The sequence below is a fragment of the Streptomyces sp. NPDC001852 genome (assembly GCF_042891825.1).
GTDB lineage: Bacteria > Actinomycetota > Actinomycetes > Streptomycetales > Streptomycetaceae > Streptomyces.
The window spans coordinates 437,708-456,089 of sequence record NZ_JBIATN010000003.1 but is presented as its reverse complement, the minus strand read 5'-3'; the positions used below and the strand labels follow the sequence as shown (position 1 = coordinate 456,089).

20 protein-coding genes are annotated in these 18,382 nt (G+C 70.9%); 10 read left to right on the top strand and 10 right to left on the bottom strand.

The features are described from left to right. Positions 1 to 319 precede the first annotated feature (319 nt). Complete coding sequence (locus ACFYZB_RS07475) at positions 320 to 1,411, bottom strand: NlpC/P60 family protein (RefSeq protein WP_388755446.1); 1,092 nt, start codon at positions 1,409 to 1,411, stop codon at positions 320 to 322. Between the two features lie 199 nt (positions 1,412 to 1,610). After that, the gene (locus ACFYZB_RS07470; protein ID WP_351213757.1) at positions 1,611 to 2,423 is read right to left on the bottom strand and encodes a class I SAM-dependent methyltransferase; all 813 of its coding nucleotides are present in this window, start codon (positions 2,421 to 2,423) and stop codon (positions 1,611 to 1,613) included. A 148-nt stretch (positions 2,424 to 2,571) separates the two neighbouring features. Between ACFYZB_RS07470 and mshA the strand changes: the two genes are divergently transcribed. The 3 genes from mshA (at position 2,572) to ACFYZB_RS07455 (ending at position 6,152) form a co-directional block, all read left to right on the top strand. Continuing rightward, positions 2,572 to 3,909: a D-inositol-3-phosphate glycosyltransferase gene (gene mshA, locus ACFYZB_RS07465; RefSeq protein ID WP_388755442.1), complete on the top strand. Its 1,338-nt coding sequence runs from the start codon at positions 2,572 to 2,574 to the stop codon at positions 3,907 to 3,909. Next, entirely contained in the window at positions 3,902 to 4,402 is a 501-nt protein-coding gene (locus ACFYZB_RS07460; protein ID WP_388755439.1) for a YbjN domain-containing protein, read from the top strand. The genes mshA and ACFYZB_RS07460 overlap by 8 nt, the downstream gene beginning before the upstream one ends. 103 nt (positions 4,403 to 4,505) lie before the next feature. Further along, on the top strand, positions 4,506 to 6,152 hold the full coding sequence (locus ACFYZB_RS07455; protein WP_388755436.1) for a glycosyl hydrolase family 28-related protein: 1,647 nt from the start codon (positions 4,506 to 4,508) through the stop codon (positions 6,150 to 6,152). Here the strand turns inward: ACFYZB_RS07455 and ACFYZB_RS07450 are convergent. Beyond that, positions 6,131 to 6,928 carry a helix-turn-helix domain-containing protein gene (locus ACFYZB_RS07450; protein ID WP_388755433.1) on the bottom strand — a complete coding sequence of 266 codons (798 nt, stop codon included), beginning with the start codon at positions 6,926 to 6,928 and terminating at the stop codon, positions 6,131 to 6,133. The genes ACFYZB_RS07455 and ACFYZB_RS07450 overlap by 22 nt on opposite strands. Here ACFYZB_RS07450 and ACFYZB_RS07445 point away from each other — a divergent pair. Next, positions 6,927 to 7,403, top strand: a complete 477-nt coding sequence (locus tag ACFYZB_RS07445; RefSeq protein ID WP_388755431.1) for a DUF2000 family protein — start codon at positions 6,927 to 6,929, stop codon at positions 7,401 to 7,403. The genes ACFYZB_RS07450 and ACFYZB_RS07445 overlap by 2 nt on opposite strands. 15 nt (positions 7,404 to 7,418) lie before the next feature. Here ACFYZB_RS07445 and ACFYZB_RS07440 read toward each other — a convergent pair whose 3' ends face one another. Then, entirely contained in the window at positions 7,419 to 7,892 is a 474-nt protein-coding gene (locus ACFYZB_RS07440) for a carboxymuconolactone decarboxylase family protein (RefSeq protein ID WP_351213768.1), read from the bottom strand. A 522-nt stretch (positions 7,893 to 8,414) separates the two neighbouring features. Here ACFYZB_RS07440 and ACFYZB_RS07435 point away from each other — a divergent pair. Together ACFYZB_RS07435 and ACFYZB_RS07430 are read left to right on the top strand one after the other, a co-directional pair. Beyond that, positions 8,415 to 8,624: a hypothetical protein gene (locus ACFYZB_RS07435; RefSeq protein ID WP_351213769.1), complete on the top strand. Its 210-nt coding sequence runs from the start codon at positions 8,415 to 8,417 to the stop codon at positions 8,622 to 8,624. 207 nt (positions 8,625 to 8,831) lie between these two features. Continuing rightward, a complete protein-coding gene (locus ACFYZB_RS07430; RefSeq protein WP_351213770.1) occupies positions 8,832 to 9,059 on the top strand; it encodes a hypothetical protein in 228 nt (75 codons plus the stop codon). A gap of 136 nt (positions 9,060 to 9,195) precedes the next feature. Here the strand turns inward: ACFYZB_RS07430 and ACFYZB_RS07425 are convergent, their stop codons facing one another. Next, complete coding sequence (locus tag ACFYZB_RS07425) at positions 9,196 to 10,449, bottom strand: MDR family MFS transporter (RefSeq protein ID WP_388755428.1); 1,254 nt, start codon at positions 10,447 to 10,449, stop codon at positions 9,196 to 9,198. Between the two features lie 150 nt (positions 10,450 to 10,599). Here ACFYZB_RS07425 and ACFYZB_RS07420 point away from each other — a divergent pair, with 150 nt between their 5' ends. Then, positions 10,600 to 11,361, top strand: coding sequence for a phosphoglyceromutase (locus ACFYZB_RS07420; protein ID WP_351213773.1), 762 nt, complete (start codon positions 10,600 to 10,602; stop codon positions 11,359 to 11,361). A gap of 141 nt (positions 11,362 to 11,502) precedes the next feature. Here the strand turns inward: ACFYZB_RS07420 and ACFYZB_RS07415 are convergent, their stop codons facing one another. The 4 genes from ACFYZB_RS07415 to phoU all read right to left on the bottom strand — a co-directional run bounded on the left by ACFYZB_RS07415 (position 11,503) and on the right by phoU (position 14,261). Further along, positions 11,503 to 12,075, bottom strand: a complete 573-nt coding sequence (locus ACFYZB_RS07415; protein WP_388755425.1) for a hypothetical protein — start codon at positions 12,073 to 12,075, stop codon at positions 11,503 to 11,505. A 140-nt stretch (positions 12,076 to 12,215) separates the two neighbouring features. Next, positions 12,216 to 12,869 carry a LuxR C-terminal-related transcriptional regulator gene (locus tag ACFYZB_RS07410; protein WP_388755422.1) on the bottom strand — a complete coding sequence of 218 codons (654 nt, stop codon included), beginning with the start codon at positions 12,867 to 12,869 and terminating at the stop codon, positions 12,216 to 12,218. 220 nt (positions 12,870 to 13,089) lie between these two features. Further along, positions 13,090 to 13,245 carry a hypothetical protein gene (locus ACFYZB_RS07405; RefSeq protein ID WP_351213795.1) on the bottom strand — a complete coding sequence of 52 codons (156 nt, stop codon included), beginning with the start codon at positions 13,243 to 13,245 and terminating at the stop codon, positions 13,090 to 13,092. A 326-nt stretch (positions 13,246 to 13,571) separates the two neighbouring features. Continuing rightward, positions 13,572 to 14,261: a phosphate signaling complex protein PhoU gene (gene phoU / locus ACFYZB_RS07400; RefSeq protein ID WP_351213797.1), complete on the bottom strand. Its 690-nt coding sequence runs from the start codon at positions 14,259 to 14,261 to the stop codon at positions 13,572 to 13,574. Between the two features lie 180 nt (positions 14,262 to 14,441). Between phoU and ACFYZB_RS07395 the strand changes: the two genes are divergently transcribed. Beyond that, positions 14,442 to 15,701 carry a sensor histidine kinase gene (locus ACFYZB_RS07395; protein WP_388755417.1) on the top strand — a complete coding sequence of 420 codons (1,260 nt, stop codon included), beginning with the start codon at positions 14,442 to 14,444 and terminating at the stop codon, positions 15,699 to 15,701. Further along, positions 15,698 to 16,378 (top strand): response regulator transcription factor, encoded by a 681-nt coding sequence (locus ACFYZB_RS07390; RefSeq protein WP_076087010.1) that lies wholly within the window; start codon positions 15,698 to 15,700, stop codon positions 16,376 to 16,378. The genes ACFYZB_RS07395 and ACFYZB_RS07390 overlap by 4 nt, the downstream gene beginning before the upstream one ends. 113 nt (positions 16,379 to 16,491) lie before the next feature. Here the strand turns inward: ACFYZB_RS07390 and ACFYZB_RS07385 are convergent, their stop codons facing one another. Continuing rightward, a complete protein-coding gene (locus ACFYZB_RS07385; protein WP_388755413.1) occupies positions 16,492 to 17,175 on the bottom strand; it encodes a DUF461 domain-containing protein in 684 nt (227 codons plus the stop codon). Between the two features lie 627 nt (positions 17,176 to 17,802). Between ACFYZB_RS07385 and ACFYZB_RS07380 the strand changes: the two genes are divergently transcribed. Continuing rightward, the gene (locus ACFYZB_RS07380; protein WP_003953493.1) at positions 17,803 to 18,285 is read left to right on the top strand and encodes a CarD family transcriptional regulator; all 483 of its coding nucleotides are present in this window, start codon (positions 17,803 to 17,805) and stop codon (positions 18,283 to 18,285) included. The last annotated feature ends 97 nt before the right edge of the window (positions 18,286 to 18,382 follow it).

The following is an 18,382-nucleotide window of genomic DNA, read 5'->3' as shown; positions in this document are numbered from 1 at the left end:
ACCGACGGGGACCATAGCGGGTGCTGCCGCCCCGATGGAATGGTGTGAGCCGCGTCGCTCGCGCGCAGGCCGCTGTCATATGCCGCTTTCCGTACGACAGTTGGACAGGCCGCCCCGCCACAGGGGATGACGAAGCTCACGTCGGGCCGGGGTTTGGGCGGGGGTTGGCGGTGCGGTGGGTCACGTGGCGTGGGTCACGAGCACGCAGGCGGCGTGTGCCGAGGGGGTGTATATGGCGTGCGTCACGATGATTACCCGCACTCGGACGACGGCCGCGCTTCAACGGCGCTGCACCGAGCCCCGTGCCCCCGCCGGAGGCCTACGCGTCGGGTCGTACGACCCCCAGGATCGGCATCGAACCGGCGCCCGCGACCGTCACCGTCCGCCCGGGCCGCGGGGCCTGGATGATCGCGCCGTCGCCGACGTAGATGGCGACATGGCTGGCGTCGTCGAAGTAGATGATGAGGTCGCCGGGGCGCATGTCCTTGATGTCGACGTGCTTGAGCTGCTGCCACTGCTCCTGCGAGGTGCGCGGGATGGGGCGGCCGGCCGCCGCCCAGGCCTGGGAGGTCAGGCCGGAGCAGTCGTAGGACGTGGGGCCCTCGGCGCCCCACACATAGGGCTTGCCGAGCTGGGCGGTGGCGAACGCGACCGCCTTCTCGCCCTGTGCGGACGCTGTTCCGTGGATCCTCTTGAGGATGCCGGTGTCCAGCCACTGCGTCTGCGCCTTCAGCGCGGCCTCGTCCTCCAGCTTCGCCAGCCGCTCCCGGTCCTTCTTCTCCAGCTCGGACTCGAGCTTCTGGGCGGCGGTGATCTGCTGCTGGATCTTCTTCTGGGCGGCGGCCTTGGCCGTGCGCTCGGCGTCCAGCTTCTGCCACTGCGCTGCGGCGTCGTCGGCATACGCCTGCAACTGCTGCTGCGTGGTGGTCAGTTCGCTCATCATCGACTTCGTCGCCCGCTGGCCCTGGAGCACCAGCCCGGCCCCGTCCAGGACCTGCCCGGGGTCGTCGCTGAGCAGGAACTGGGCGGTGGGCGGGATGCCGCCGGTGCGGTACTGCTCACGGGCGGCCGCGCCCGCCTGGTCCTGGAGCCTGGCGAGCTTCTGCTGCCCCTCGTCGATCTTCTTGGCCAGCGCGACGATCTGGGCGGACTGCTGCTTCGCCTTCTCCTCGGCCGCGTTGTAGGCGTCGGTGGCGACGGCCGCCGCGTGGTACAGCTGGTCGAGTTTCTCGCGGACCTTCTCGAGGTCCTTGCTCGGCGGGGGAGTCGGGGAGGTGCTCGGCGTGGGAGACGGGGAGGTGCTCGGCGTGGGTGCCGGGGCGGCGAAGGCCGTGCCGGGCGCTGCCAGCACGGTCACCGCGCAGACCACGGTCACGGCGGCCGAGAGGATGCTGCGCTTGCCCCAGCCCATCACACATTCCCCCAAAGCTGATTTACCGTCAGTAACTTACGGTGTCCGGGGGATGGTGTCACGTTGCGCCACAAAACGACAGAGGCAGGCGGCGCAGTGAGGTGTTCCCCTGCATCCGCCCCGGCATGCCCATCTCCCCGCCGGTGTGACGAACGGCGCACGGAGATCGTTCCGTCTCACCGCCCCCGAACGGGTGTTGTCAGCTCCGGGGTGCCAATGCCGCCCAGGTCACCGTCACTTCACCCTGCCGCCAGCGCGCCGGGCCGTCCGCCACCGGCCAGTCGGCCCTCAGGTCCCGTACCGCGCGCAGCCAGCGCTGCCGGGCGCCGTAGGAGGCGTAGGGCGCCGCGGCGGCCCAGGCGCGGTCGAAGTCGCGCAGGAAGGCGTGCACCGGCTCGCCGGGGAGGTTGCGGTGGATCAGCGCCTTCGGCAGCCGCTCGGCGAGGTCGGAGGGCCGTTCCAGCGAGCCCAGCCGGGTGGCGAAGGTGACGGTCCGCGGGCCCTCCGGGCCGAGCGCCACCCAGACGTGCCGCCGCCCGATCTCGTCGCACGTGCCCTCGACCAGCAGTCCGCCGCGCGAGCCGCCGCCGGCCGGGGCGAGCCGCGCGCACAGCCGCGCCCAGACGGCGGCGACCTCGGCCTCGTCGTACTGGCGCAGCACGTTGGCGGCCCGGATGAGCAGGGGGCGCCCGGGTACGGGCACCTCGAAGCCGCCGTGCCGGAAGGCCAGCCCCTCCCGTTCGTACGCCTTCGCCGCCGCGACCCGCTCGGGTTCGATCTCGATGCCGACGACGCGGGTGCGCGGCGCGGCGGTCCGCAGCCGGCCGAGCAGTTCCACGGCGGTCCAGGGGGCGGCGCCGTAGCCGAGGTCGATCGCCAGCGGATCCCCGGCGCGCCGCAGTTCGACGCCGTGGGTCGCCGCGATCCAGCGGTCCATGCGGCGGAGCCGGTTGGGGTTGGTGGTCCCGCGCGTCACATTTCCGACGGGCCGGTAGGTTGCGCGGGCTTTCATGACTCCGAGGGTAAGGGGCACCCGAAGGTAATGATTGAGTAAAGCCCCTTGATCGGGAAATGGCGCGGCCGCCGTCGCTGTTGGACCTCCTCGGAGGGCGAGACCGGTCCTCCGTCCGGCATGCCCGCAGCAAGGAGAGGACCGCCAGGTGAGCCAGTACGTCAGCAGGCTCGGGCGACGCTCCCCGTCGGCCGCGTCACGGCTACGACTGCACCGCAGGCCCCGCCGCGTCGCCATGCTCTCCGTGCACACCTCACCGCTCCACCAGCCCGGCACCGGCGACGCCGGCGGCATGAACGTCTACATCGTGGAGCTGGCCCAGCGGCTGGCCGCCCTGGGCATCGAGGTCGAGATCTTCACCCGGGCCACGGCGGGCGGCCTCGCGCCCACCGTCGAGCTGGCCCCCGGTGTCCTCGTCCGGCACGTCGACGCCGGCCCCTACGAGGGCCTCGCCAAGGAGGACCTGCCGGCCCAGCTGTGCGCGTTCACGCACGGCGTGATGCAGGCCTGGGCCGGTCACCGTCCCGGCTACTACGACCTCGTCCACTCCCACTACTGGCTCTCCGGCCACGTCGGCTGGCTCGCCGCCCAGCGCTGGGGCGTGCCCCTGGTCCACGCCATGCACACCATGGCCAAGGTCAAGAACGCCAACCTGGCCGACGGCGACACTCCGGAGCCCGCCGCCCGCGTCATCGGCGAGACGCAGATCGTGGCCGCCGCCGACCGGCTCATCGCCAACACGGCGGAGGAGGCCGACGAGCTGGTACGGCACTACTCCGCCGACCCCGGGAAGGTCGCCGTCGTCCACCCGGGCGTCAACCTCGACCGCTTCCGCCCCGCCGACGGCCGCGCCGCCGCCCGCGCCCGCCTCGGCCTGCCCCAGGACGCCCTGATCCCGCTCTTCGCCGGCCGCATCCAGCCCCTGAAGGCCCCGGACATCCTGCTGCGCGCGGTGGCGGTGCTGCTGGAGGAGCGCCCCGAGCTCCGCTCCCGCATGCTCGTCCCGGTCGTCGGCGGCCCGAGCGGCAGCGGGCTCGCCAAGCCGGAGGGGCTGCAGAAGCTCGCGGCGCGGCTCGGTGTCGCCGATGTGGTGCGGTTCCGCCCGCCGGTCGGCCAGGAGCAGCTCGCGGACTGGTTCCGGGCCGCGTCCGTGCTGGTCATGCCGTCCTACAGCGAGTCCTTCGGGCTGGTCGCGATAGAGGCGCAGGCGGCCGGCACGCCGGTGCTCGCGGCCTCGGTCGGCGGACTGCCGGTGGCCGTGCGCGACGGCGAGACCGGCTTCCTGGTCCACGGCCACCGTCCCGCCGACTACGCGCGCGTGCTGAGCCGATTCGTCGACGAGCCGTCCCTGCCGGCGAGCATGGGCCGGGCGGCCGCCCGGCACGCGCGGTCCTTCGGCTGGGACAGGGCGGCCGCCGAGACCGCGGACGTCTACACGGCCGCGACCCACTCCCACCGCCGTCGCGTACGCTCCCACCATGGGTGACGTCGAGAAGGCCGGGCAGGTCCTGGAAGGTGTCCTGAAGGACGCCGAACTGGAGTGGGAGAGCCCCGAGGCCGGAAACTACGTGGTCAGGCTCCCCGGCACCCGCAAGCTCGCCACGACGGTTTCCTTCCTCGTCGGCCGTCACTCCCTCTCTCTCAACGCCTTCGTCGTCCGCCACCCCGACGAGAACGAGGCGGGCGTCCACCGCTGGCTCCTGGAGCGCAACCTCAAGCTGTACGGCGTGAGTTACGCCGTCGACCGCCTCGGCGACGTCTACGTCACCGCCCGCCTGCCCCTCGCCTCCGTCACCCCCGACGAGATCGACCGCCTCCTCGGCCAGGTCCTGGAGGCGGCCGACGGCGCCTTCAACACCCTGCTGGAGCTGGGCTTCGCCTCCTCCATCCGCAAGGAGTACGCCTGGCGGGTGTCCCGGGGCGAGTCCACACGCAACCTGGACGCGTTCAGGCACCTGATCGACCGCCCTGCGGACTGACTTCCGTACGACCCCTTCCCCCACCGACGGGGCAGTGGCATGCTCACGGCCGACGCAATCCTGAACGCTATTCATATACATGAATATGAAGGGGCGGGTGGACATGAGCAGCACGCACCTCACGAGACGGACCCTGCTGGCCGGTGCCACGGCCGTGGCGCTCGGCACGGCGACCGGCAGGGCGGCCGCGGCCGAACGCACCGAAGTCCCCTCCCTCTGGAAGGAGTTCGCCCGCACCCCCTTCACCCACCCGCAGATCCCGTACATAGGCCGGGCGGGATGCGGTACCCGAAGCCGCGGGCGGTTCGTCGCCGACGTCACCGAGTACGGCGCCGTACCCGACGGCACCACCGACTGCGCCCCCGCGATCAACCGTGCCATCGCCGCCGCCGGAAGGGCCGGCGGTGGCACGGTCACCATCCCGCCCGGCACCTTCCGCATCGACGGCCTGATCCGCGTCGGGGACCCGGGCGTCGTCCTGCGCGGCGCCGGCAGCGGCCGTACGACCCTGTACGCGACGAAGTCCCTCACCGAACTGATCGGCGCCTACGGCTCCCGCTACGGCGGCGACAAGTCGGCCTGGTCCTGGGCCGGCGGGCTGATATGGCTGGCGCCGAGGGCGCGTTGGGACTCCCTGGTGGCCGCGATCCGGTCCCGGGCCTGGCCCTTCGAGGGCTGGACCGGCAACAGGCGGGACGAGTGGACGCCGCTGACGGCCGTGGAACCGGCCCGGCAGGGCTCCTGGACGGTCACCGTCGCCGATCCGCAAGGGCTGCACCCCGGCCGGCTCGTCCTGCTCCGCCTCGTGGACGACCGGGCCCACACCCTCCTCCAGCACATGGCGGGCGGCGGCGCGGGCCCGGCGTCGTACTCCTGGGACGACAAGACCAAGCTGCTGTCGTACGTCCCCTACGAGTGGCCGGTGCGCATCACCCGCGTCCGAGGCCGCCGGGTCACCCTGGAACGCCCCCTCCCGCTCGACGTACGCCCCGAGTGGACCCCGCAACTGACCACTCACGTACCCGAGTTGACCGGATCGGGGGTCGAGGGCCTGTCCCTGGAGGCGGTCGAGACCCCGCAGTCCCCGCACCTGCTCGACAAGGGCTACAACGGTGTGGTCCTGCAGTGCGCCTACGACTGCTGGGTGGACGACGTCACGGTGACGAACGTCGACAACGGCTTCGGCCTGGTCGCCGCCTCCGCCTGCACCCTGCGCCGCACGCGCGTCTCCGGCCGTGGCTCGCACCACCCCTACTTCTGCCGCGAGGGCTCCCACGACAACCTGATCGAGGACTTCACCATCGAGCAGCGAACGGTCCCGGCCCCGCCGGACACCCAGCTCCACGGCATCAACGTCGAGGGACTGTCCTCGTACAACGTCTGGTCGCGCGGCCGGATGGAGATGGGCACCTTCGACAGCCACCGCGGCCTGCCCTTCGGGAACGTCCGCACGGACATCACGGTGAACAACAACGGCCGCCACGGCGGGGACGCCAACGCGGGCCCGCTGTTCGGTGCCCGCTTCACTCACTGGAACATCAGGGTCACCAACGGCCGCGCGGGCCTGATGAAGATCGACGGCCTGGCGCCGTACTCGGCCACCGTCGGCCTGAACACGGTGACCGAGTTCGACCAGATCGACGTGCCCGACTTCACCGGCGACCTGCACTCCCGCCTGGAGCTGTACGGCACCACGGACGCCGTACGCCCCCGCAACCTGTACGACGCTCAGCGCGAGCTGTTGCGGTAACGCCCCGGCGTCACTCCCACCAGCTTCTTGAAGTGCCGGGTGAGATGGGCCTGGTCGCAGAACCCGGTGGCCGAGGCCACGTCGCTGGGCGCCAGCCCGTCCAGCAGGAGCCGCCGCGCCCGGCCGACCCGCCGGGACACCAGGTACTGGTGCGGGGCGATGCCGTACGCCCCGCTGAACGCCCGCACCAGATGGGCGGGATGGCCGTGCAGCAGCCGCGCGGCCTGGGCCAGCGAGACGCCGTCGACCACCCGGGCGTCGAGCAGCTCGCGCAGCGAACGGGCGAGAGCGGGATCCGGACGGCTCGCCGGTGCGTCGGTCCGCCGCCGCAGATGGCCGCGCAGCCGCTCCCCGACCAGGGCCAGCCTGCTCTCCGCCTCCAGTTCGCCGCCCGGCCGGGCGAGAGCGGAGTGCAGCTGCCCGACGCGCCGCCGCAGCACCGGGTCCCGCAGGTCGGGCGTGTCGACGGCGTGCCCGATGAGGTCCTCGCCGAGACGGCTGCTGTCGAGGTAGACGACCCGCTTGCGGAAGCCGTCCGGGGTGGCCGGCGAGCCGTTGTGCGGCACGTGCGGCGGGAGCAGCGTGACCGTGTCGTGCGGGGTGCCGTGCTCGTGCCGGTCGAGGTCGTACCGTACGGCCCCGTCGTCCACGATGAGCAGCGTCCAGGCATCGTGGACGTGCATCGGGTAGGCGTACTCGGTGAAGTGGGCGTGGAAAACCTCGGTGACGCCCGGGACGCGGGGGCGCCACGCGCTGACTTCCTGCCGGGCGGCCATGCAAAGAACGTACAAGACCGCGTCCGGTGGTGGTCGGCAGTCTCATTCCATGAGCGCTGAACCCATCCGTTTCGACACGAAGATCGCCGTGCTGCTGCGCGCGGACCTGGAGCCCTGGCAGCGGCTCAACGTCACCGCGTTCCTGGTCAGCGGCCTGGGCGCGACGGTTCCCGAGGTGATCGGCGAGCCGTACGAGGACGCGGACGGGGTGTCCTACCTCCCCATGTTCCGTCAGCCGGTGCTGGTCTTCGAGGGCTCGAAGGAGACCCTGAAGGCGGCTCACGGCAGGGCGCTGAGCCGCGCCCTGCCCCGTGCCGTCTTCACCTCGGACCTGTTCGCCACGGGCAACGACCGCGACAACCGCGCGGCGGTGCGGGCCGTACCGACGGCGGAGCTGGACCTGGTGGGGCTGGCGGTGTACGGCCCGCGCGGCGGTGTGGACAAGGTCCTCAAGGGTGCGCGGATGCACCCGTGAGGTGGGCGCCGCCGGTCAGTCGAACATGCCGGGCTGGTAGTCGCCCGCGGGCTGCTGGACGATGACGTTGACGCGGTTGTACGCGTTGATCAGGGCGATCAGCGCGACGAGCGCGGCGAGCTGGTCCTCGTCGTAGTGCTTGGCGGCGTTCGCCCAGACCTCGTCCGGGACGCCGCCGGCCGCGTCGGCGATGCGGGTGCCCTGCTCGGTCAGCTCCAGCGCGGCCCGCTCGGCCTCGCTGAACACCTTGGCCTCCCGCCAGGTGGCGACCAGGTGCAGCCGCTGCGCCGTCTCCCCGGCGGCGGTCGCGTCCTTGGTGTGCATGTCGGTGCACATCGCGCACCCGTTGATCTGACTGGCCCGGATCTTCACCAGCTCCTGCGTCGCGGCCGGCAGCGGGGAGTCGGTGACCACCTTCCCCGCCGAGTTGATGAACTTGAAGAACTTGCCGGTGACAGGGTTGGTGAAGAGGTTCAGACGAGCGTCCATGGTGTGCTCCCGTGTGGTTTTCGTCGGCTGCACATCCCTGACGGATCCCGCCGGCGAGATGTGACGGGGCGGAGTGTGACCTACGCCACCGGACTGCCGGGGCGGGCTCGCCCGGACGTCCGCCTCGACGAGCGCCGCCCGGGCCGCGGATCCATCCGTGAACGAAATCTGCACATCGCGTCCGCAACCACGGGCGGTGCGGGTTCCGTTGGTGTGGAGATGTCCCGGTCGGCGCGGCGCGGGCAAGAGCTGTGCACCGCCTGTGCGGCCCGGCATGTGGAGGAACTGGCCCCAACACGTGACCGTGCCCGCACGGATGGGTCACCCGGGGCGGCCAACCGACGGGGTGTGAGCGGCGGTTGACTGGATGCCCCGCACGCTCCGTGGTTTGATCGCTCGCGCCGCAGGGATCGCGCCAGGTGTCCTGAAAGGGATGGCGCACGCCTGCGGCCGCGGCCCGCCGTCTGTCCCCAGCGGGGCCGCATCCCCTTGTGGACCACCCATGCGAAGGGCAGTTTCACCATGAACGCCGCTCACCAGATCCAGACCCTCGAGATCACCGACGCCGAGCTCGACACCGTCTCCGGCGGCCTGAGCCCCGAGGCCAGCCTCACCGCCGACTCCACGACCCTGAGCACCGCCGACGCGCTGTCCCAGCTCGGCGCCGTCCAGGGCCAGGTGCTGGGCGCCCTCGGCCAGTCCCACCAGATCGGCGTCGACCTCGCCTTCTGAGGGCGCTGAACCGCTCCGATCGCCGTACCCAGCCCCCTGCCGGTGGAGAAGTCCCAGGTGGGGGGCTCGGTCATGTCTTGGGAACGCCCTTACGCGGGTAGGGCCATGTGCGGCGCCTATTCGGGTGCTTGTGCGTACGTCGGCGCTTCTGGCCCGCGGGCCGGCGGCATACCTCTGGCGACCACAAACCGACCGAAGGAGACGCTTATGCGTGCACCTGCCGTGCTGGCCGCCATCGCTCTCGCCGGTACCGTTCTGCTGGGAGGCGCGGCCCAGGCCCTCGCCGACGACAACGACGACATGGGGATGGGCAGCGTCATGGGCAACGCCCAAGGCGATTTCGGGAACTCCTCTCACGCCTCACCCGGCTCCGGCCAGGACTCGTCCGGCTTCGGCAAGGTGGGGGGCATTTTCGATCGCACCGACTCCCGCTGACCGCTGGTCCGTTCTTCACTCGCCGCCCCGCACCGCGATGCCCGTGGTGCGGGGCGGGGGTCTTCTCCGGGTGGTCGTGCTCCGCGCGCGGACGCCCCAGCGGCTCGGTGTCCGCGCGGTTCGGTGTCCGAGCGGCTCAGGCGGCCTGTTCGGACGCGCGCGGCCGTCGCTGCCGTGCCGGAACCGCCGGGCTCTCCTTCGGCAGGCCGCGCATGAGCAGCCCGTACCCCAGCCCGGCGACGGTGCCCACCGCGGCGCACATGCCCCACAGCCACGCCGCGCCCAGCCGGTCGATGACCGCGCCGGACATCAGCGGGGCGACGAGTCCGGCGACGGACCAGGACAGTGTGTAGACGCCCTGGTAGCGGCCGCGTCCGTGCACGGGGGACAGCCGGACGACGAGTCCGGTCTGGGTCGGGGCGTTGACGATCTCGGCGAGGGTCCACACGCACACGGTGACCATGAAGACGCCGACCGATCCGGCGAAGGCGGTGAGCCCGAAGCCGTAGCCGGCGAGCAGCGAGGAGGCGACCAGCAGGGTGCGCGGGTCGCGGTGCTCGAGGAACCGGGTGACCGGAATCTGCAGGGCGACGATCAGGATGCCGTTGACGGCGATGGCGAGGCCGTAGTCGGCGGGCGAGAACCCGGCCCGTCCCATGGCCACCGGCAGTCCCACGGACCCCTGCTGGAAGACGAGGGCGACCAGGAAGGACAGCCCGACGACGGCCATGTACCGCCCGTCCCGCAGCACGGTCCCGAGGCCGACGGCGCCGTCCCCCTCCCTCACCTGTGCCGTCGGCCGGGATTCGGGCACCTTGAGGAAGACCACGAGCGCGCAGGCCAGGGTCATCCCGGCCTCGATGAGGAAGCAGGCGAGATAGCTGAACCCGGCGATGAACCCGGCGGCCATGGAGGAGACGGCGAACCCGAGGTTGATCGCCCAGTAGTTCAGCGAGAACGCCCGCAGCCGGTCCTCGGGCCGGACGATGTCGGCCATCATCGCCTGTACGGCGGGCCGGGAGGCGTTGGAGGCCATGCCGACGACGAAGGCGACGGCGGCGATGGTGACGGGGCTCGTCATGAAGCCGAGCACCGCGACGGAGGCGGCCGTCGCGGACTGGGCGAGGAGCAGCGTCGGCCGCCTGCCGAGCCGGTCGGCCATCACCCCGCCCCCCAGTGAGGACACGACCCCGCCCAGCCCGTGCAGCGAGGCGACGAGACCGGCGTACGAGGCGGAGTAGCCGCGGTCGAGGGTGAGGTAGAGGGCCATGAAGGTGGCCACGAACGCGCCGAGCCGGTTGACGAGGGTGCTGGTCCACAGCCACCAGAACTCGCGGGGTAGCCCGGAGACGCTCTCCCGGGCGGCACGTCGGAGACGAGCGGCGGACATGACAAGACCCCCAGTGGTAAGTGGCTCAAGCAGCAGGCACAACTTACATACGGGTGCTCTTGCCGGCCACTGGATTAACAGATGCCGTCAACGGTCCACCCACCGGCCGGGCCGGGCGACGCCCCGAACGTGTGGATTACGCTCTGTCCCATGGCCGACGCACCGTACAAGCTGATCCTCCTCCGCCACGGCGAGAGCGAGTGGAACGCGAAGAACCTGTTCACCGGCTGGGTGGACGTCAACCTCAACGAGAAGGGCGAGAAGGAGGCAGTCCGCGGTGGCGAGCTCCTGAAGGACGCCGACCTCCTGCCCGACGTGGTCCACACGTCCCTCCAGAAGCGCGCGATCCGCACGGCCCAGCTGGCCCTCGAGGCCGCGGACCGCCACTGGATCCCCGTCCACCGCAGCTGGCGCCTGAACGAGCGCCACTACGGCGCCCTCCAGGGCAAGGACAAGGCGGCCACGCTGGCCGAGTTCGGCGAGGAGCAGTTCATGCTCTGGCGCCGCTCCTACGACACCCCGCCGCCCCCGCTCGCGGACGACTCCGAGTTCTCCCAGGCGCACGACGCCCGCTACGCGACCATCCCCCCGGAGCTTCGCCCCAACACGGAGTGCCTGAAGGACGTCGTCGTCCGGATGCTCCCCTACTGGTACGACGGCATCGTCCCCGACCTCCTGGCCGGCCGCACGGTCCTGGTCGCGGCCCACGGCAACTCGCTGCGCGCCCTGGTCAAGCACCTGGACGGCATCTCCGATGCCGACATCGCGGGCCTGAACATCCCGACGGGCATCCCGCTCGTCTACGAGCTCGACGCCGACTTCAAGCCGGTCACCCCCGGCGGCACGTACCTCGACCCCGAGGCGGCCGCAGCGGCGATCGAGGCGGTCAAGAACCAGGGCAAGAAGAAGTAGGTATTGCGATCATGCCCCTGAGCAGCGCTGATGGCGCGGCTCGGGGGCATTTTCACGGCCTGGGTCTACTTCACCTCAAGGGCCGCGTACGCCGCTGCCCGGACCTGCCGCAGGGCTCAGGTCCGGGCAGGTTCGGGGTGCTCAGCTGCTGGTCGGTGTCGCGGTTTCGCCACCTGCGGTGTTGGCGCCACCGGTGTCCGTCGGGGTGGGCGCTCCGGTGTTCGCGCCGCCTCCGGTGTCCGTCGGGCTCGGCGCTCCGGTCTCCGTGGCGCCGCCGGTCGGCGAGCCGGTGCTCGGCGGGCTGGTGGTCGCACCACCGGGGGACGGTGCGGTGGTCGGCGCCCCGGTGGTCGGGCTCGTGGTCGGGCTCGTCGTGGGTGGGGTCGTGGTCGGTGCCGGCGACGTCGTGGTCGGCTTCGGCAGTGACGGTACGACGGCGGCGGCCGGGGGATTCTTCGGTGTGGGAACCTGCACCAGGATGATCACGATGACGTCGCGGCCGTTGTGGTGCTCGTGCCGCTTCTTGACCCGGTAGCAGACGATCTTCTTCGGATTCTTGTGCGTCCGGTAGCACTTGATGACCTTGGCGGTGGGCGCGAGAGAGGGTGCCTTCGACGTCGCACCGGCGTCGGTTGTCGAAATGCCCCAGGCGCCGGCCGCCAGGCAGGAGGAGGCCGTCGCCGCGACACAGATCTTCCTGAGTTTGTTGTCCATAGTCCCAAACCCTGGTGTCGTTTCACACGGACGTACTCGAGCATCGCTGCCGGTCCGCGGAAGCTCCAGAGGGAGAATCACCCAGGTGGTGTGGGGAGAACTACCTTGCCTGCTACGCACCAGCGGCCGCGTACCCGTGCTCAGTCCCGGCGCGGCAGCTCGAACCCCTCCTCGGCGGGCTCCACGGCTGCCATTCCCCGCCTGAGCGCGAGACGCGTGAGATCGGCCCGGCGGCGGTATCCGGTCTTGCTGCTCAGCCGGTCCAGATGGGAATGCACGGTGTGCTCGCTGATATTCAATTCAGCGGCGATTTCGCGGTCCGTGGCACCGTTCGCGACGAGTCGGAGAATCTGCTGTTCCCGGTCGGTGATGCGGGGCAGATTCTTGTGCACATCGAGGTCGCCGAAAAAGCTGGTGGAGAAATAGCTGCGGCCGGAGGCTACGGTACGCAGCGCGGTCAGCAGCTCCTCCTCGCCCGCCCACTGGTTCACATATCCCCGGGCCCCGGACTCGATCAGCAGCACGAGGTCGGTCTGCGTCGCGGCGGCCGACAGCACGACCACCCGGCGGCCCTTCCGGTGCAGCCGGGCCACCAGGTCGCAGACCTCCCCGACCGGGACGCGCAGATTGAGCAGGACCACGTCCGCCTCGCCGACCTCGTGCGGCGCCGCGCCGTTCCTGCCCGCCGCGAGCAGCCGCCGCAGCTCCGGCGCGCTGTCGACGACGCGGATCAGGCCGTGCAGAAGGAGGGGGCAGTCGGAGACGACCGCCACATGCGTCGGTTCTCGGCTCATCCGGTTCCCCGCGGTCGGGGCCGGCCACGGGGGACGCCGGCTGGGCAACCAGGTGGCAGGCCATGGTCCTCCCAGCATCCCGAGCCGGGACCGGCCCCGCCCGCCGGACTGGACCAACCGGAGGCCTCCGGGTTCCGCCTTGGGAGAGTCGGTCCGGGGGTGTCCCGGAGAGGCCGGTGTGAATCGTGTTCACACCGGCCCTACGACGTCGTACCGCTCCTCAGCCGCACTGGCAGGGGGCGCCCGACTGGCACCCGCAACCGCAGCCGGAGCCGCAGCCGCACGCGCCGATCAACGGAAGGCTCCTGGTCTCGGCGGGCTGGTCGCTCTCGCGCTCCTGCGTGGGGTCGGGCGTGGTGCTGGGGGATTCGGCCATGGGTCCCTCCTAGACGCTGGGGCAGGGGTGCCCTCGCCTATTTCATGCCCGGATCCCTGGGCGCATCAACGGCGCACGGAGGCGCCCACGCGCCCCTGACGGCACCCGGCAGCCCCGGAAAGCCCCAACACCACCTGGCAAGCCCCGGCAAGCCCCGGCAAGCCCCGCGGCCGCGGGAGGGCCGTCCCCGCAGTGGCACCCGGTGAGCGCCGGTAAGCGTCGGCGCGCGAACCGGCCCCCGCCCGGCGCCGGCGCCGGAGCAGCCCGGAAGCCGAGGCTCAGCGAAAACCCCGCGCGCCCCGGAGGGCCCCGCGTGCCCCGGAGGGTTACGCGCCCTCGACCCCGGTCACCGGCTGGATGTCCGCCTGGAGATCGTCCGCGTGCTCGCCCGTGACCAGGTAGACGACGCGCTTGGCGACGGCCACGGCGTGGTCGGCGTACCGCTCGTAGTACCGGCCCAGCAGGGTGACGTCCACCGCCGTCTCGATGCCGTGCTTCCAGCGCTCGTCGATCAGGTGCTGGAACAGCGTGCGGTGCAGCAGGTCCATCTCGTCGTCGTCCTGCTCCAGCTGCAGCGCGAGGTCGACGTCCTTGGTGATGATCACTTCGGCCGCCTTCGCCATCAGGCGCTGCGCGAGCTGGCCCATCTCCAGGATCGTGGCGTGCAGGTCGCGCGGCACCGCGCGCTCGGGGAAGCGCAGCCGGGCCAGCTTCGCCACGTGCTGGGCGAGGTCGCCGGACCGCTCCAGGTCGGCGGACATGCGCAGCGAGGTGACGACGATCCGCAGGTCGGTCGCCACCGGCTGCTGCCGGGCGAGCAGGGCTATGGCCCGGGCCTCCAGGTCGTGCTGGAGCTCGTCGACCTTCTGGTCGGCCTCGATCACGCTCTCGGCCAGCTTGAGGTCGGCGTCCAGCATGGCGGTCGTGGCGCGCCCGATCGCCGACCCGACCAGCCGGGCCATCTCCACCAGACCGTCGCCGATCGAGTCAAGTTCCTCGTGGTACGCGTCCCGCATCAGGGTTCCCTCTCATAGGTGTGCTTGGTCCCCACGCTCCCACGTTCTGCCCCGCACGCGTCCGTTTCCGCCACCCCAAATGAACCAACACTGGCTCCAAGGTGAACTCTGGGCGACGAGTGTCCGAGGTCCCACCTCGACGGCTGTGGTCATGTCGTAGGCCCTGCTTAACCTGGATGCATGGACGTGAACGCGGCGGTCGCCGCAGCGGCAGCGATCGCCGGGGTGCTCACCGGTGTCATCGCCATGCTGGCGTTCCGTTGGAGCGAACGCGACCAGAAGCGACCGACCAGGACTTCTTTGCACACCGATCCCGTACTCCCGCCGGGCGTGGACACCGTACTGTCCGTGCTCCGTTCCTCGGCCGTCGTCCTCGACGAGGCAGACGCCGTGGTCAAGGCCAGCTCCGCCGCCTACGCCCTCGGGCTGGTGCGCGGCGGCAAGCTCGCCATCGAGCCCATGCTCCAGATGGCCCGGGACACCAGACGCGACGGCGAGATACGGCAGGTCGAGCTGGACCTGCCCCGGCGTGGCACCGGGCGCGGCGAGGCACTCGCCGTCTCCGCGCGCGTGGCCCCGCTCGGCTCCCGCCTGGTCCTGCTGCTGGTCGAGGACCTGACCGAGGCCAGGAGGATCGAGGCCGTACGACGCGACTTCGTGGCGAACGTCAGCCATGAGCTGAAGACGCCCGTCGGCGCGCTCTCCCTCCTGTCCGAGGCGGTCATGGACGCCTCCGACGACCCCGAGGCCGTGCAGCGCTTCGCGGGCCGCATGCAGATCGAGGCGACCCGGCTGACCAACCTGGTCCAGGAGCTGATCGACCTCTCCCGGGTGCAGAACGACGACCCGCTGGAGGACGCCGAGCCCGTCCGCGTGGACGAGCTGGTCGCCGAGGCCATGGACCGCTGCCGCCACCAGGCCGGCGCCAAGCAGATCACCATGGCCGCGGGCGGCACCGCCGACCTGCACGTCTGGGGCAACCGCGGCCAGCTCGCGGCGGCCCTCGGCAACCTGGTCGAAAATGCCGTGAACTACTCCCCGGCCCGCACGCGCGTCGGCATAGCCGCCCGCCGTGTCAGCGCACCCGGTGGCGACATGATCGAGCTCGCCGTGACGGACCAGGGCATCGGCATCTCCGACAAGGACAAGGAGCGCATCTTCGAGCGCTTCTACCGCGTCGACCCGGCCCGCTCGCGGGCCACCGGCGGCACCGGTCTGGGTCTCGCGATCGTCAAGCACGTGGTCGCCTCGCACGGCGGGGAGGTCACGGTCTGGAGCGCCGAAGGCCAGGGCTCCACGTTCACCCTCAGGCTGCCGGAGGCTGGTGCGGCCCGCGACCGTGCACAACAGCACCCCGACCTCGACGAAGAAGACGAGGACGGCGGCGCCACCGAGTCATCCCCGTACGAACCGCTTCCCGCCCCGGAGGTCCTTCCGTGACCCGAGTGCTCGTCGTCGAGGACGAGGAGTCCTTCTCCGACGCCCTGTCGTACATGCTCCGCAAGGAGGGCTTCGAGGTCGCCGTGGCGGCGACCGGCCCCGACGGACTCGACGAGTTCGAGCGCAACGGCGCCGACCTCGTCCTCCTCGACCTGATGCTGCCGGGGCTGCCCGGCACGGAGGTGTGCCGCCAGCTGCGCGGCCGCTCCAACGTCCCCGTGATCATGGTGACGGCCAAGGACAGCGAGATCGACAAGGTCGTCGGCCTGGAGATAGGAGCCGACGACTACGTCACCAAGCCCTTCTCCTCCCGCGAGCTGGTCGCCCGCATCCGTGCCGTGCTGCGCCGCCGCGGCGAGCCGGAGGAGGTCGCCCCGGCCGCGCTGGAGGCCGGCCCGGTCCGCATGGACGTCGACCGCCACGTGGTCACCGTCTCCGGCTCCAAGGTCGACCTCCCCTTGAAGGAGTTCGACCTGCTGGAGATGCTCCTGCGCAACGCCGGCCGGGTCCTGACCCGCATGCAGCTGATCGACCGCGTCTGGGGCGCCGACTACGTGGGCGACACCAAGACGCTCGACGTCCACGTCAAGCGCCTCCGCGCCAAGATCGAGCCGGACCCGGGCGCGCCGCGTTACCTGGTGACGGTGCGGGGCCTGGGCTACAAGTTCGAGCCCTAAACCGGAGCTCCGCCTCCGCCGGCGGACTGAGTCCTGCACCGGCCGTACGACGAAGGGCGGCACCCCGTGCTGGGGTGCCGCCCTTCGTCGTACGGCTGCTCAGTGGCTCGGACTCACTGGCCGGCGGTCGACTGGGAGGCGGAGCCGCTCGGGGACGCGCCCGCGCCCGCCGTCGCGGTGTTGCTCGCGGTCGCCGACGGGCCGGTCTTGCCGTGCTTGTGCGGCTTGGCGCTGCCGGAGGCGGTGGCACCCGGGGCCGGGGAGGCCGTCGCCGGGGCGGACGGGATCTGGCTCGGGCCCCACTTGTCGAAGTAGCTGGTGGCCGGCACCACGAAGGCGCGCAGGCTCACGGCACCGGTCTTGCTGAAGGTGAAGGTGATCTGCTGGGCGTTGCCGTCCTGGACGGACGCGCGGCCGCTGGGGATCTCGGCGGAGCCGTTGCCCTGGCCGCCGAGGATCAGGGAGCCGTGCGCCGGGACGGTCAGGCTGCCGCCCTTGGCCGGGGTCAGCTTCACGGTCTCGGTGCTGCCCTGGATGGTGATCGACTGCAGGGTCTCGTCCGTGATGCCCTGGTTGAACAGGGTCGCGGAGATCACCGCCGGACCCGTCGACTTCAGGTCGGGCTGGGTGATGACCAGGGCGTTCTGGACCTTGATGTTGCCGACCGTGGTCGCCGCGTTGTCCGGCTTGACCTCGAGGGTCTGCGAGCCGTTGCCGGCACCACATGCGGCGAGCGAGGCGATCGAGAAGACGATGGCGGAGGCGGCGAGGGCGCCGCGTCGAAGGCTGCTGCTCACGGCGGCGGCAACTCCTTGAACGCGCGGGCGGCTCCCCTTATAAAGCCACCCTAAGTGTCTGTCAGCGGCCTCAGGTTACCGAGCCCTTCCTGGGCCTTCGCACCCGACCCTCCCCAAGCGCCCGGCTTCCCTCCGCCTGGGGGTACCGCGGAGCCCTTCGTCACTCCTGTCACACGTGACTCTCCGGTCACTTTGCCGAGCGCTCGTCCGCCATTCACATAAGCGCTCGCAAAATTTCCGTGAAGGAATGCGCGGCCTCTCGGTGAACCCCGATGACCGCCTCGATATTGATCACGCGACACCCCCTCCCGGCAGCCGTTGATCAATTCCGGAAACGGCCCGGATCGGTCCCGGCACACCGAACGGAGTAGCGGAAGTCGTACGCTTGGAAGCGGACAAAACGGGACGTTCATCCACTTGGAGACGGCTCGCGGAGTGTGTAACGTACGCGTTTCACCCCGCCCGAAGAGCCCCTCCCACCTGCGAATTCCCGTCTCGCGAGGCCCCTCGCAGCACGTTCCTGTCGCAGTTGTCAAGCCCCGAGATATGCCCTGACCTGCGAAAACGCCATTCAGAAGACGCCGTATCCGTGTTACCCTGGATAGCCACGGAAGGGGTACCTGTCACATGACGTTCAAGGTTGGCGACACCGTGGTCTATCCCCATCACGGGGCCGCGCTGATCGAGGCCATCGAAACTCGCCAGATCAAAGGCGTGGACAAGACCTACTTGGTGCTGAAGGTCGCCCAGGGTGACCTGACGGTACGTGTGCCAGCGGACAATGCTGAGTTCGTGGGCGTGCGTGATGTGGTCGGTCAGGACGGGCTGGACCGGGTCTTCGAGGTGCTGCGCGCGCCGTACGCCGAGGAGCCCACGAACTGGTCGCGTCGTTACAAGGCAAACCTGGAGAAGCTCGCCTCCGGCGATGTCATCAAGGTCGCGGAAGTCGTGCGTGACCTGTGGCGTCGTGAGCGCGAGCGAGGGCTCTCCGCCGGTGAGAAGCGCATGCTCGCCAAGGCCCGCCAGATCCTGGTGAGCGAGCTGGCTCTCGCGGAGAACACGAACGAGGACAAGGCCGAGGCCCTGCTCGACGAGGTGCTCGCCTCCTGACGCGCCACGGCGGCGAACCCTCGCTTCCGACACGCTCAGCACGTTCAGCACAGTGAAATGCCGCGGTGCCCGATGACACGGACCATGTCGCCGGGCG

Bases quoted from the DNA above. Each gene is read 5' to 3' on its own strand.
- ACFYZB_RS07475 (WP_388755446.1), bottom strand. From the start codon at position 1,411: ATGGGCTGGGGCAAGCGCAGCATCCTCTCGGCCGCCGTGACCGTGGTC.
- ACFYZB_RS07470 (WP_351213757.1), bottom strand. From the start codon at position 2,423: ATGAAAGCCCGCGCAACCTACCGGCCCGTCGGAAATGTGACGCGCGGG.
- ACFYZB_RS07460 (WP_388755439.1), top strand. From the start codon at position 3,902: ATGGGTGACGTCGAGAAGGCCGGGCAGGTCCTGGAAGGTGTCCTGAAG.
- ACFYZB_RS07455 (WP_388755436.1), top strand. From the start codon at position 4,506: ATGAGCAGCACGCACCTCACGAGACGGACCCTGCTGGCCGGTGCCACG.
- ACFYZB_RS07445 (WP_388755431.1), top strand. From the start codon at position 6,927: ATGCAAAGAACGTACAAGACCGCGTCCGGTGGTGGTCGGCAGTCTCAT.
- ACFYZB_RS07450 (WP_388755433.1), bottom strand. From the start codon at position 6,928: ATGGCCGCCCGGCAGGAAGTCAGCGCGTGGCGCCCCCGCGTCCCGGGC.
- ACFYZB_RS07440 (WP_351213768.1), bottom strand. From the start codon at position 7,892: ATGGACGCTCGTCTGAACCTCTTCACCAACCCTGTCACCGGCAAGTTC.
- ACFYZB_RS07435 (WP_351213769.1), top strand. From the start codon at position 8,415: ATGAACGCCGCTCACCAGATCCAGACCCTCGAGATCACCGACGCCGAG.
- ACFYZB_RS07430 (WP_351213770.1), top strand. From the start codon at position 8,832: ATGCGTGCACCTGCCGTGCTGGCCGCCATCGCTCTCGCCGGTACCGTT.
- ACFYZB_RS07425 (WP_388755428.1), bottom strand. From the start codon at position 10,449: ATGTCCGCCGCTCGTCTCCGACGTGCCGCCCGGGAGAGCGTCTCCGGG.
- ACFYZB_RS07420 (WP_351213773.1), top strand. From the start codon at position 10,600: ATGGCCGACGCACCGTACAAGCTGATCCTCCTCCGCCACGGCGAGAGC.
- ACFYZB_RS07415 (WP_388755425.1), bottom strand. From the start codon at position 12,075: ATGGACAACAAACTCAGGAAGATCTGTGTCGCGGCGACGGCCTCCTCC.
- ACFYZB_RS07410 (WP_388755422.1), bottom strand. From the start codon at position 12,869: ATGAGCCGAGAACCGACGCATGTGGCGGTCGTCTCCGACTGCCCCCTC.
- ACFYZB_RS07405 (WP_351213795.1), bottom strand. From the start codon at position 13,245: ATGGCCGAATCCCCCAGCACCACGCCCGACCCCACGCAGGAGCGCGAG.
- phoU (WP_351213797.1), bottom strand. From the start codon at position 14,261: ATGCGGGACGCGTACCACGAGGAACTTGACTCGATCGGCGACGGTCTG.
- ACFYZB_RS07395 (WP_388755417.1), top strand. From the start codon at position 14,442: ATGGACGTGAACGCGGCGGTCGCCGCAGCGGCAGCGATCGCCGGGGTG.
- ACFYZB_RS07380 (WP_003953493.1), top strand. From the start codon at position 17,803: ATGACGTTCAAGGTTGGCGACACCGTGGTCTATCCCCATCACGGGGCC.